General features: G+C 61.8%; 9 protein-coding genes and 1 pseudogene. 3 read left to right on the forward strand and 7 right to left on the reverse strand.

Annotation, left to right across the window (positions count from 1 at the left end; all coding sequences use genetic code 11):
• Positions 1–145: 145 nt before the first annotated feature.
• Positions 146–877 carry a DUF5806 family protein gene (locus C483_RS11640; protein WP_006653557.1) on the reverse strand — a complete coding sequence of 244 codons (732 nt, stop codon included), beginning with the start codon at positions 875–877 and terminating at the stop codon, positions 146–148.
• Positions 878–940: 63 nt separating this feature from the next.
• Positions 941–2,845 (reverse strand): PKD domain-containing protein, encoded by a 1,905-nt coding sequence (locus tag C483_RS11645; protein WP_006653558.1) that lies wholly within the window; start codon positions 2,843–2,845, stop codon positions 941–943.
• A 179-nt stretch (positions 2,846–3,024) separates the two neighbouring features.
• On the opposite strand from C483_RS11645, the gene C483_RS11650 reads away from it, so the two are divergent.
• From C483_RS11650 to C483_RS20885, 3 genes and pseudogenes are all read left to right on the forward strand, one after another.
• Positions 3,025–4,161, forward strand: a complete 1,137-nt coding sequence (locus C483_RS11650) for a thiolase family protein (RefSeq protein WP_006653559.1) — start codon at positions 3,025–3,027, stop codon at positions 4,159–4,161.
• 198 nt (positions 4,162–4,359) lie between these two features.
• Positions 4,360–4,839 carry a PLD nuclease N-terminal domain-containing protein gene (locus C483_RS20880; RefSeq protein ID WP_006653560.1) on the forward strand — a complete coding sequence of 160 codons (480 nt, stop codon included), beginning with the start codon at positions 4,360–4,362 and terminating at the stop codon, positions 4,837–4,839.
• Positions 4,840–4,953 (forward strand): annotated as a pseudogene (locus C483_RS20885) (bacterio-opsin activator); the annotation flags it as partial.
• A 505-nt stretch (positions 4,954–5,458) separates the two neighbouring features.
• Here the strand turns inward: C483_RS20885 and C483_RS11660 are convergent.
• The 5 genes from C483_RS11660 to C483_RS11680 all read right to left on the reverse strand — a co-directional run bounded on the left by C483_RS11660 (position 5,459) and on the right by C483_RS11680 (position 12,201).
• Positions 5,459–7,150 (reverse strand): aldehyde ferredoxin oxidoreductase family protein, encoded by a 1,692-nt coding sequence (locus C483_RS11660; RefSeq protein WP_006653561.1) that lies wholly within the window; start codon positions 7,148–7,150, stop codon positions 5,459–5,461.
• Positions 7,151–7,246: 96 nt separating this feature from the next.
• Positions 7,247–7,537 carry a hypothetical protein gene (locus C483_RS11665; RefSeq protein WP_006653562.1) on the reverse strand — a complete coding sequence of 97 codons (291 nt, stop codon included), beginning with the start codon at positions 7,535–7,537 and terminating at the stop codon, positions 7,247–7,249.
• A 133-nt stretch (positions 7,538–7,670) separates the two neighbouring features.
• The gene (locus C483_RS11670; RefSeq protein WP_006653563.1) at positions 7,671–9,692 is read right to left on the reverse strand and encodes an AMP-dependent synthetase/ligase; all 2,022 of its coding nucleotides are present in this window, start codon (positions 9,690–9,692) and stop codon (positions 7,671–7,673) included.
• Between the two features lie 205 nt (positions 9,693–9,897).
• Positions 9,898–10,263, reverse strand: a complete 366-nt coding sequence (locus tag C483_RS11675; RefSeq protein WP_006653564.1) for a cupin domain-containing protein — start codon at positions 10,261–10,263, stop codon at positions 9,898–9,900.
• A 66-nt stretch (positions 10,264–10,329) separates the two neighbouring features.
• On the reverse strand, positions 10,330–12,201 hold the full coding sequence (locus tag C483_RS11680; protein WP_006653565.1) for an acyl-CoA carboxylase subunit beta: 1,872 nt from the start codon (positions 12,199–12,201) through the stop codon (positions 10,330–10,332).
• Positions 12,202–12,204 lie beyond the last annotated feature (3 nt).

Raw genomic sequence — 12,204 nt, forward strand, 5'->3', positions numbered from 1 at the left:
GGGGGACGGTTAGTATCGAGTCAGCTACCAGACAGTCCCGATTCAGAAACGGTGTTTTCCGGCGGTTACCACCGGCAGGAACGATTGTACTCGGTACAACTGTCTGGAGTGGCTGCTCCCGACCGGCCCCATTCGCCGTGCGTGACTACTCGTCTTCCTGTTCGCGCAACTCTGCGCTCGCCTCGCGGACCTCGCGCATTACGCTGGAGATTCGCTCTTCGGCCTCGAGTTCGTCCTCGACGGAGAGGTCGACCCCCTCGACCTCCAGCAGGAATTTCGCGACCTCGGTAGATTCGTACATCACGTCGTCGAGTTCCTCGGCAGTGAAGAAGTCACACATTGCGCCGTAAAGGAAGGTTGCGCCGGCGGTTCGGACCTTGTCTTCGAACGAGGAGCGGGCCTGGTTGACCGCCTGGGGCGTGTAGGTGTCGGTCATGAACGGCACGAGTTCGGGCAGGTTTTCGCCGATTTTGGTCATCTCGACGCCGGTTTCGGTCCGGAAGTCAGAACAGAGTCGGGCGATGGCCCACTCGCGGGCGGTGATGTAGGTTCGGTCGCGCAGGAACTCGTTAACGCGGTCGTACTGCGCGCCGTCCATTTTCTTGAAACGGGCGTACTTCTGGACGTCTTCGGGGATGTCGGACTCTTCGGGTTCGGTATCTGGAACGTTCGGTAGTGGGCTATTGTCCTCGCTCGCCCCCGCTTGCTCTCCGGTGGTTGATTGCTCCGTGGGCGAACTCTCGGCGACGGTTCGTGGCTGTTCTCCTGCCGGTTCACCGTCGCTGCTGGCGTCGGTGTCAGTGTCGGCGTCGGTGTCAATGTCGGTGTCAGTCGACTGGTCCGACTCCATGCTTGCCTTCGTGCCGTCCTCGTCCATGCGCGCCTATTTCTACAGGCCCGAGATAAGGTTTCTTGGTTCGAGTACGGAGTGTCGGTGTCGTTAGGAACGGGAGTCCTCGCCGTCGCCACGATAGCGAGCTACCAGGTAGCCCGCCCCGCCGATGCTCGCGAGTGTCCCGACGAATCCTGGTGCTGGTATCCCGTCGGTGTCAGCACCACTCTCGTCAGCAGTTGACTCATCGGTTTCGTCGCTGTCGGTTGCCTCCGCTGTTTCCGTCCCGTTATCCGAATCTTCGCTGCCGCCGTCGTCTTCGCTCTCCGCGTCAGCGTCGTCAGCGCTTTCAGCTTCCTCGTCGTCCGTTCCGTCGGCTCCGTCAGATTCACTATCTGTTGGTTCTTCCGCAGTGTCAGCATCAGCCTCTACATCGCCGACTGCAATCTCCACTGACGTCTCCGCGCTCCCACCGCTGTCATCGATGACCGTCAGTGTGACTGTCCGTGTGCCTGCGTCCGAAAACGCGTGCGTAACTGTCTCACCGGAACCTGTCTCTCCATCACTGAACTCCCACGTGTAGGCGACGATCGTTCCGACACCCGCTGAGGACTTGGTTGCGTCAAACGAAACGTCCTCGCCGACTGCTGGCGCTGTCGCGGAAACCTCGATCACAGGTTCGGTTCCAAGTGCGTCGCCGAACTCACTCACACTCTCCCCGGCGAGACTTTTCTGGTGAAACTCGACGATGTCCGCTTCTGCTTCACGAGGACTGTGCCCGGCGTTCTCGTAGATCTTGAACTGGGCATCGACACCGGCTTCTTCGAACGCAGCCTGACAGGTTGGGAACCGTTCCGTAATCATATCATCGCCGTAAACGTCGAGCGCTGTCTGACGAAGTTCGTCCTTGGTCCAGGCGTCGTCGTACGGAATGGTGTCGTTGTCGTCCTGTGCTCCCATGTAGAGGAAGTGGTTGACCTCGTCGACCGCGTCGAGATCGACCGGCTCGCCGGTGAGCTCCTCGACGTCCGCGATTCCGACGTGGAACGGAAGTTCGTGGCCGTCGTACTCCTCGTGGGGCAGCGTGACCATTCCATTCAACCCACCGGCCGTGACCGATACGACCTCTTCTGGGTGAAGCATGGCAAAGCGTTCGACGAAATTCCCCGATGCGGAGAATCCGTTCAGCATAACGCCGTCGTCGGTGTCGTACCCTTCACTCTCGAGTTGCCCGCGGGCGTGCTCAACCATCGCCAGGAGCTGTAGATCAACGCGCTCGAGATCGCCACTCTCGATACTCATCGTTTCCCTGTCGAGCGCGTGTATGTAGTGCGACCAGTCGACGGGCTCCTGTACTGGGCGCGGGAAGACCGGGATTACCAGCGGTGTCCCAACCTCCTCGCTGACTCTCCGCGAGGTACCACCCTCGATGTGGCGCTGTGCAACCTCACGGTGCTCTTCGAGCTCGTCGGCTGTCGTCCCCGTGTTGTTCGGTTCGACGAGAACGGGCGTCGCTTCGTCATCGGAGACTCGATCCGGTGCGTACAGGTAATAGGGGTAGTTGAATCCGGCTGACGGATCCGCTTCGACGAACCGTTCTTCCACCCCGGAGACGACATCGACGGTGTCTTCGAAGGAGACTGTCGCAACCTCGCGGGCAATCCCCTGCCCAGTCTCGTGGTCGTAGATGCTGACAGCAATATCGATCTCCCCGTTGTCATCGATCGGCTCGGTGAACTCGAGTGTCAGGTCCTCGATTGTCGTGTCGGCCTCGATCGTCGTTCGTCCGAGTTCCCCGGTTTCGTTGCTCCGAGCTGCTAGCATTCCATCGACAGTCGAACTCGCTTCGGCGATGGTGATCGAGGTCCCGTCGGACGTCTGCTCTTCGAAGACCAGTGATGCGTCCGGGTCGCTCGTCGCACCGGCCGTATTCGAAGCCAGACCGGCAACTGAAACGAGACCTGCCCCGGCCAGTTGAAACAGCGTTCTCCGAGTCGATTTCGGTTCGCTCATTGAATTGGCCCCCGATTGTGTGATCCAACCTGTTTCATCGACTCACAGTTCTGAATAGGACGAAATCATCGTTATGGCCAGTTGCCGTTTTCGCGTGATCGGGTACAGAATCAGTAAACTCTCCTCGCATCCTCGCGAGTTCTCCCGGATTTAAGTTTGTTAAGCGTCTTCGATACAGTATGTCACAGACACCAGTCGTAGTGAAGGCCGTGCGGACACCACAGGGCAAGGAGGACGGCGTGTACGCCGATCTCCGAAACGAGGATCTCTCGGTCCCGCTCATCGACGAAATCCTGGCCGAGACCGGTCTCTCCGGCGAAGACGTCGACGACCTGATGTGGGGCTGTGCCCAGCAGCGCGACGAGCAGGGGAACAACGTCGCCCGCGTCATCGCACTGCTCTCCGAACTCGGCGAGCACACGCCTGCAACGACGATCAACCGCTGGTGTGCCTCTTCGATGCAGGCCGTCATCTCCGCCTCGGACGCCATTGCCGCCGGCAACCGCGACGCCGTCATCGCGGGCGGTGTCGAGAGCATGAGCCGCGTCGCGATGGGGCAGAACACGCACAACGTCCACCCGCGGATGGCCGAACTGTACAACATGGGCGAACTCCAGATGGGGATGACCGCCGAAAAGGTCTCCGAGGAGTACGGCGTCAGCCGCGAGGAGCAGGACGAGTACGCCGCCCAGAGCCAGCAGCGAGCCGTCGAGGCAACCGAGGAGGGTCGCTTCGACGACGAAATCGTCCCGATCGAAACCGAGGACGGCACCGTCGAGGAGGACGAAGGCCTTCGCCCAGGCACGACCGCCGAGAAGCTCGGCGAGCTGCCGACCGTCTTCAAGTCCGACGGCACCGTCACGCCCGGCAACGCCTCCCAGATCTCCGACGGCGCGTCCGCGCTGCTCATCACCAGCAAGGCGTTCGCCGAGGAGAACGACCTCGAGATCATGGCCGAAGTCGGCATGAACAACGTCGCCGGCGTCGACCCGACCGTGATGGGAATCGGTCCGGTCCCCGCAACTGAGGGGCTCCTCGAGCGCAACGGCCGCGACATCGACGAGTACGACCTCGTCGAACTCAACGAGGCCTTTGCCAGCCAGTCGCTCTATTCGCGCGACGAACTCGGTATCGACCCCGACATCTTCAACGTCAACGGCGGCGCAATCGCCATCGGTCACCCACTGGGTGCCTCCGGCGCGCGCCTCCCAGTGACGCTGATTCACGAACTCCAGAAGCGTGGCGGCGGACTCGGCCTGGCGACGCTCTGTGTTGGCTTTGGCCAGGGTGCAGCGATCGAGTTCGACGTGAACTAGGGCGGTCGATCGAGGACTTTTGGTCCAGATTTTGCGAGCGTGCGGTATGACCGCGAGCGAGACAACAGGTGGTCGTGTCAGGGTACAGCGATCGAATTCGACGTGAACTACCTGCGGACGCGGTTTCACTGGGTCGCGGTAGTTTTTTTATCACGATTGAGCAGTCGACTTACAACGCGTGGGCACGTAGGACCACCAATGGACCTGCTGCTCCTGGCTATCGTCGTCGGGATTCCACTCGCCTGGCACGTCGGGTTGACGGCGTTCACGTACTACGACGCCGGAACGGTCGGGCTCGAGCCGCCGGCGAAGTGGGCGGCGATCACGTTCCTCGTCCCGATCTTTGGCTTCTTTATCTACCTCTTCGAGCGCAGCGAACTCGACTACGATCCGGAGACGGACCCCTACAAGGGTCACAACTTCAACATTCATCCCTCGCGGGCCGACGATGCGCCGTTGCGCTCTCGCGGTGACGATCGGCTGTCGCCAGAGGACGAGCAGAAGAGCGGATTTGATGGTGATGGAGAGAGCGTTCGCGATGGCGAGAACACCACAGCGTACGACAGCGTGTTTGACTCCGACAGCGATCGGGGACGCGACGGGACCACTGACTCCACCGACACTACCGGAACTACCGACCCCACCGAGAACACCGATCCAAACTCACACTCGGAGTAACAACTCGGCGACGAGCTCGGAATCACGCAGCAGGCTATCGCGTCTCGTCTCCGTCGTGGGATGAAGCACATCCTCGAGAGCACCCTTCCCGAAACGGGGGAGTCGAACCAGTGATATACTTAAATCAGTTGTATAACCAAGAGTAGTTCTGATGTTGTTATTGCCCTAACTGGGGGTAGACAATGCCCGAGGGAGAGAGTGAACGGACAATTGCTGAATGTTTCGACTGTGGAAGTGCGTATGCGGCCAAGAAGTGGCCAGACGGGACGATTCAACCAATCGGGACGAGAAACGGCTGCCAATGTGGTTCAACGGAGTTTCAGACCGTTGGGAAGGCAAGTGCGACCGTTCTCCGTGAAGGTCAGAGTGACTGACTAGAGAGCTGTCGGCTACGCAGAAATCGACGGCGATGACCAAACCGATCGTGCGACACTCATCTTCTGTATTCAGTACGACGCCAGATTCCGATCGTCGATCAACGGGATCCACAGAGCCCTGAGGCCACGGTTGTCCAGGGCACAACGCAATTCCCACTGTGTGCGCCCTCTGCGCCGACCGACGCTGCGGAACCCCACATCCAGACTACTAGCAGCGAAGAACTCAGCACAGCAGCGCTGCCTCAGTCGTCAGCCGGTGCCGCGTCAGAGCCACCCGACTCGAGTGCACTCGCTGGAACCGTCCCGTCTTCGTTCCAGCCGCGTTCTGCGTAGTACTCGTCGAGTCCCTGCTCGAAGCCGGGAATCTCGTACGGTAGCGTGTCGTCCTTGCGGTCGAAGCCGCGCTGGTTGTTGAAGTGGCGCTCGAGGGCGACGATTTCGCCGCCGAGAGCGAGTAGCTCTTCGTAGTCGGCGTCGAGCAGTGTCTCGATGCGTTCTTCGGTCATGAAGCTCCGGGAGAACTTACAGAGGACGGCGCTGTCCTTGATGGCGTTGATGTTCTCGAGTTCGACGACTTTCGGGGGCTTGTCCTCGAGTCCCTCCTTGTCGAAGGCGTCGTCGGCGTCGACGAGCGGGTACTCGTAGGGGTAGAACTCGGCGTACATGTGGTCCGCGCCGCGGTTCGAGGTCGCGAAGGCGAGCCCCTGGCCGTTCAGGGTGCGCCCGTCGTGGGCGGCGAACTCCATGCTCTTGACCGACCAGTTCTCGACGCCGAGGTCGTCGTGGACGCGGTCGATACCCTCTGCGAGGTCGTCGCCGATGCCCTCGCGGTAGGCGATCTTCTCGACGGTTTCGTGGATGAGCTCGGCGTTGCCGAACTCGTCTTCGCTCGCGAGGTAGGCGGCGACGACGTCGCCGGCGGAGATGGTGTCGAGCCCGAGTTCGTCACAGAGCTTGTTCGACTTCATTACGTCCACGATGTCGTCGACGCCGGAGTTCGAACCGAACGCCATCAGTGTCTCGTACTCGGGGCCTTCGGTTTCGAGGCCGGTCTCCTCGTCTTTCGTCGGCAGTTTGCAGGCGAATGCACAGGCCGAGCAGGTCCCCTTCTTGTACTTTTTCTCCTCGACGCGGTCGCCGCTGATGTCGTCGATGTGCTCGTAGGAGAGCTCCGAGAAGTACCGCGTCGGCAGGGCTTCGACCATGTTCGCGTACGTTGCGACCGAGGTCGTCCCCTGATCACGCATCGGACTGTCGGACTGGGCAGCCTCGCCGTGGATCTCCATCTGGAGGGGTGGGATCTCGACCTCGTGGGTGGAGTCGCCGTCGAACGTGATCGCCTTCACGTTCTTCGCACCCAACACTGCACCGAGTCCGCCGCGACCGAACGCCCGTTCCTCGGAGGTCATAATCGAGGCGAAACGAACCTCATTCTCGCCGCCGGGGCCGATCACGACCGTGTGCTCCGAGCCGAGTCCGTGCTCGTCGTCGATGTAGTCACAGGTTTCGGGAACGGTCGCCTTCTCGAGTTCGGGGACGGCTTCGAACTCGACGCCCTCGTCGGTGACGTGAACGATGACGAGCTCGTCGCTCGCGCCGGCGATCTCGACAGTGCTGTAGCCGGTGCCGGTGAAGTTCCGCGAGAGGAAGCCGCCCGCGTTCGAGGAGAGCAGCCCGTCGGTCAGCGGCGAGACGCCGGTGGCCGACATGCGGCCCGTGAAACTCATCGTCGCATGCTGGAGCGGGCCGGTCGCGAAGTAGAGGCGGTTTTCCGGTCCGAGCGGGTCGGCGTCGAACGGGATGCGCTCGTGGGCGAGTTTCGTCGTGAGCGCGCGGCCGCCGATCGACGATTCGAGAACGTCGTCGATCGATTCGGTTTCGACTGTTTGTTCGCCGACGTCGATCGTACACAACGGTCCCCGGACGTGTTTCATACACACTACCGTGGTACGCGCTCCGGCAAAATGATACCGGTTCTGTGACTGTGGGTGTTTACTCTTCAACCGACTATTTGGATTGGCTGTTCAACTTCAGACAACATCGTGTGATCTTTTAGAAGACAAGCCAACTATCTCCTCGTCTGCCGGTGGCCGATGATCGGTGTCGTCGAGGACGACCTCGAGTCGTCCGTCTCGAATCAGGTGGTCGATCTGGTCGTGTGTGAACCGGCCGTTGCACTCCTCACCGACGAACGTAACGTAGCGCTCGGTTCGTTCGATAACGGTTGCGAGGGAATCGCCGGTTCGGTAGTAGTAGCGAACGGTCGTACCGGGGTGGAGGGCGTCTGCGCTCGTGCGATACGCCCAGCGGTGGAGGACCATCGGTAACTGATCTTGGGTGAGGGGTTTGTCTGTCTTCTGGTCTCAGCGTTGTCCCCAGATCGCCGGTGAACGGTCGACAACTGCACGCAAAAGAGCCAGCAGCAGGTGTACCGAACCCGTTACACCAATCGTCTCAGGCTTCGGGTGCCTGTTCGGCCGAATCCTCTGCGTAGATCGACTCGATCTCGTCGTCGAACGCGTCGAGGATCGCGCGGCGCTTCTTCTTCATCGTCGGGGTGAGCAGGTCGTTCTCCTCCGTGAACTCGATCGGAACGAGCCGGTACTCCTTGATCGTCTCGTGGGACTCGAAGTTCTCGTTGACCGTGTCGACCGCCTGGTCGATTCTGTGTTGGACCCATTCGTGATCGCAGATGTCCGAGGGATTCTCCGGCAGTGCAACGCCCTCGTCCGCAGCGGCACGCTTGATCGCATCGATGTTCGGCACGAGCAGCGCGCCGACGAACTTCTCGCCGTCGCCGACGACCATACACTGCTCGACGAGTTCCTTCGAGGCGAAGGCGTCCTCGATCGGTGCGGGCGCGACGTTCTTGCCGGTCGAGAGGACGACAAGCTGTTTCGTCCGCTCGTGGAACTCGATGTAATCGTCGGGGCGGATCGTGACGATGTCGCCAGTACGGAACCACTTGCCCTTGTCTTCACCTCCCGCATCGTCTTCGTCTACACCCGGCGCGTGCTCGGTGAACGCCCGATCCGTCGCTTCGGGTTTGTTCCAGTAGCCCTGGGTCACGTTCGGCCCGCGGACGAGGAGTTCACCCGTCTCGCCGGGCGTGTTGGCGGCGTCGCCGTCCGGCACAATCGAATCGTCGACAGTTACGTCGCAGTCGATGATTGCCGGGCCGACGGTGCCGATCTTCGGCTCCTCGGGCGGGTTGGTCGTCACGACTGGCGAGGTTTCAGTCAGGCCATAGCCCTCGAAGATGGGCAGTCCCATGCCGTGGTAGAGCTGGCAGAGCTCCGGCGAGAGACTGCCACCGCCGCTAACGAGCATCTCGATGTTTCCACCCAGCGCTTCCTTGACCTTGCTGAACACCAGTTTGTCTGCAACCGAGAGCTTGAACTCCAGAATCGCCCCCGGATCGTCCGCCTGGTAGTACTCGCGGCTTACGTCGGTCGCCCAGTTGAAGATGCGTTCCTTGACCGGGGACTCCGTCGCCTGCTCGCGAATCGTGTCGTAAATTTTCTCGTAGACACGCGGCACACTCGTCGCGCCGGTCGGCTGAACGGCCTGGAAGTCCTCTTTCAGCGTGTCCGAACTCTCGGCGTAGGCGACGGTCGCGCCCGCGGCGAACAGCAGGAAGTGGCCCGCCGTGCGCTCGAAGACGTGTGCCAGCGGCAGGTAGGAGACGAGCGTACTGTCCTGATCGATACTCGGCACGTCCTCGTCCTTGTCCGGTCGCGGCCCGTACCGGCGATAGACCTGGTTGACGTTCGTCCGGAAGTTGCCGTGAGTGAGCATGACCCCCTTCGGCTTGCCTGTCGTTCCGCTCGTGTAGATGATGCTCGCCAGATCGTCGAGGTCGCGCTCTTCGAGCCACTCCTGGTAGGCGTCCGGATCGTGTCGCTCCTCGCCGATCTCGTAGACATCCGCGAGGGTGTAGATCTCCGTTTCAGCGTCGGCGTACTCTGTGTCTAACGCGTCCATCGAGACGATGAACTCTAGATCCAGTTCGTCTTCGACTTCCAGCACGCGCTCTAGCACGTCCGCGTTCTCGACGACGACGCCGTCTGCGTTGGGATCGTCGAGCAGATACCTGGCCTTCTCCGGTGAGGAGTTCTTGTACACCGTCGTCACGACTGCGCCGGCGGCGAGCAGCGCGAAGTCTGTCTGTGCCCACTCCATGCGCGTCTGGGCGAAGATGCCGACCCGATCGCCGCCCTCGACGCCGAGTTCGCGAAAGCCGGTCGCCAGCGGCCGGACGATCTCGGCCATCTCGGTGTAGGTAAGACTCACATAGTCGCCGTGTGGGGCGGGTTCGAACGCCGTCCCCGCCAAACTACGGTCGTAGATCCCGCCCTGATACTGCTGGGCGACCGCGTTCGGATTCCGCTCGACCGACGCCTCGAACAGCTGCCCCAGTGGTTCCCCTCCCAGTACGTCGCTCGAGAACTCTCGCTCTGCAGTCTGCCAATCCATGGCTTATCATACCAAGGGAAGCGATCACTCTTGAAAGCATAGGATGTTTCGAACTCCGTTGGTTGAAATAATCGCAAAAATCAGGAGCGGTAAGCGGACCGTCCACTTCGAGTGAACATTGGTAACCATCACAGCGGGGTCGCGCTCCGGTCACAGCCCCGTTGGGTGGGAGGTGGTACACCGTGGGACTGGACAGCAACCCGCGTCACTCAACGAGTTCGATCTCGTCGTCGCCGTTCGGGACCGCACAGAGGAACGCACCGTCTTCGTCGCCCTCGTTTCGATACCAGTGGACCGTTCCCGCGGGAATGAGCAGCGAGTCACCCGCCTCAACCTCGTACTCCTCGTCGTCGATGCCGACGGTGTACTCGCCACCGAGGACGTACTGCTCGTGTTCGACCTCGTTCGTATGCTCCGGGACCTCGGCACCCGCTTCGAGGACGAACCGCCGGATCGCGAAGTTCGGTGCGCCGTGGTCGTCCGCGATCAGCACGCCCTTCTCGAGTCCGTCCGCAGCGTCGACGGCCTCGTACTCGATCTCGTCACTGGTTCGGATCAGTGGTTCAGCCATGGACGGCGATTCGGACGCCAGAACCAAAACAGCACCCGGTTTGGGTGTTCCGCTCGACCGCGCGGCTCAGAGAATCGTCCCGTGCTTCTTGTCCGGAATATCCTTCTCGACCGTTTCGTAGAATTCGAAGCGGTTTTCCAGTTCCTCGCGCAGCGAGCTCGGCGGGACGATCTCGTCGACGACGACCTCGCTTGCCATTCGGTGGATGTCGATATCTTCGCGGTACTCCTCGCGCAGTTCCTGCTCGCGTGCGGCGCGCTCGTCGGGGTCGTCGATGTCCGCGAGTCGGTTCGCGTAGACTGCGTTGATCGCAGCCTCGGGGCCCATGATCGCGATTTCGCCGCTTGGCAGGCCGATGACGCTCTCCGGATCGTAGGCTGGCCCAGACATGGCGTAGATGCCCGCCCCGTAGGCCTTGCGGACGACGACGGACTGTTTCGGCACCGTCGCCGAGGAGGTTGCGTAGATCATCTTCTTACCCTGCTCTAGGATGCCGTCTTTCTCGACCTGCGAACCGGCCATGAAGCCCGGTGTGTCACAGAGGTACAGCAGCGGCACGTCGTAGGCGTCGCAGGTCCAGATGAACTCGGCGGCCTTCTCGGCCGCATCGGGGAAGATCGCGCCCGCGCGGTGGTTTGGCTGGTTGGCCACGATGCCGACCGGCCGGCCGTCGATGCGCGCGAAGGCCGTGATGATCTCCTTGCCGTACTCCGGTCGCAACTCGAGTACCGAGTCGGCGTCGACGACGCGCTCGATGACGTCGAACATGTCGTAGCCGCGGTTCGGTTCCTGCGGAACGACGGCGTCGATGCCCTCGGGTGAGAGCCGCGGCGCTGTCCCGGCTGTCTGGGGTGGCTTCTCGTCACTGTTGTCCGGCAGGTAGCTGATCAGTTTCGCGACGAGTTCGCGTGCGTGTTCCTCGTCCTCGGCGATCAGATCCGCGCTTCCGGAGTGTTGGGCGTGGACGTCCGGGCCACCGAGATCCTGCAGATCGATGTTCTCGCCGGTGACCATCTCGACCATCCGCGGCGAGGCGATGGCCATCGCGCTCACGTCCCGGACCATGATCGTGAAGTCCGCGAAGACGGGCGTGTAGGCCGCGCCGGCGATACACGGACCGTAGAGCACGCAGATCTGCGGAACGCGCCCGGAGAGCATCGAGTGATTGTAGTAGTACTTCCCGATGCCCTCGCGGTTGGCGAAGAAGCCGGTCTGCTGGTCGATGCGGCCGCCCGAGGAGTCCATCAGGTAGAGGACGGGGCGACCGGTCTTGAGCGCGCGCTGTTGCATTCGCAGGAACTTCTCGACGCCCTTCTCGGCCATCGAGCCCGCCTTGACGGTGAAGTCGTTGGCCATGAAGTGCAGGTCCCGGCCCTCGAACTCCGCCGCGCCGGTGATGAGACCGTCCGCAGGCAGGTCGTCCTCGGCGTCGAAGTTGGCGAACTTGCCGTCTTCGAACTTGATCGTGTTCCCGCCGTTACTGCCGGCCGTGTCGCCGTCCGAACCGCCGTCATCCGTGCCGCCGTCGTCGCCGAACCAGAGATCGAGTCGGTCGCGAACGAACAGCTTCCCCTGATCGGAGAGTCGCTCCTTGTACTTCTCGGGGCCGCCCTCGAGTATCTCCTCGATTTCCTCGCGCAGGAGTTCCTCGCGCTCGGTTGGTTCGAGGTCGTCCGCTGCACTACTGCGCTCACGGCTTCGGCCGGCGCTCTGGACCGGTCCGGAGCCCGAGCCAGAGCCGGCAGCGCCACTGCCACCGCTACCGCCACTCGCCGCTCCAGTGGGCGCTGACGCGCTTGCGAGCAGATCGTCCCCCGACTGCGTGTACAGTTCGACGTCCTCGCCGAAGTGCTCGGCGAGCGCCGAGGCGACCGCTTGCACTTCGCTCTCGTCCTGTGCCGCCGCGTCCGAAATTCTGAGTTTGAGGTCTATCGTCATCGT

It is taken from the genome of Natrialba hulunbeirensis JCM 10989 (genome assembly GCF_000337575.1).
Lineage (GTDB): Archaea > Halobacteriota > Halobacteria > Halobacteriales > Natrialbaceae > Natrialba > Natrialba hulunbeirensis.

What these genes read in the sequence shown, in the direction of transcription:
- C483_RS11640 (WP_006653557.1), bottom strand. Translation starts at nt 877, where the DNA reads ATGGACGAGGACGGCACGAAGGCAAGCATGGAGTCGGACCAGTCGACT.
- C483_RS11665 (WP_006653562.1), bottom strand. Translation starts at nt 7,537, where the DNA reads ATGGTCCTCCACCGCTGGGCGTATCGCACGAGCGCAGACGCCCTCCAC.
- C483_RS11645 (WP_006653558.1), bottom strand. Translation starts at nt 2,845, where the DNA reads ATGAGCGAACCGAAATCGACTCGGAGAACGCTGTTTCAACTGGCCGGG.
- C483_RS11650 (WP_006653559.1), top strand. Translation starts at nt 3,025, where the DNA reads ATGTCACAGACACCAGTCGTAGTGAAGGCCGTGCGGACACCACAGGGC.
- C483_RS11675 (WP_006653564.1), bottom strand. Translation starts at nt 10,263, where the DNA reads ATGGCTGAACCACTGATCCGAACCAGTGACGAGATCGAGTACGAGGCC.
- C483_RS11670 (WP_006653563.1), bottom strand. Translation starts at nt 9,692, where the DNA reads ATGGATTGGCAGACTGCAGAGCGAGAGTTCTCGAGCGACGTACTGGGA.
- C483_RS11660 (WP_006653561.1), bottom strand. Translation starts at nt 7,150, where the DNA reads ATGAAACACGTCCGGGGACCGTTGTGTACGATCGACGTCGGCGAACAA.
- C483_RS20880 (WP_006653560.1), top strand. Translation starts at nt 4,360, where the DNA reads ATGGACCTGCTGCTCCTGGCTATCGTCGTCGGGATTCCACTCGCCTGG.
- C483_RS11680 (WP_006653565.1), bottom strand. Translation starts at nt 12,201, where the DNA reads ATGACGATAGACCTCAAACTCAGAATTTCGGACGCGGCGGCACAGGAC.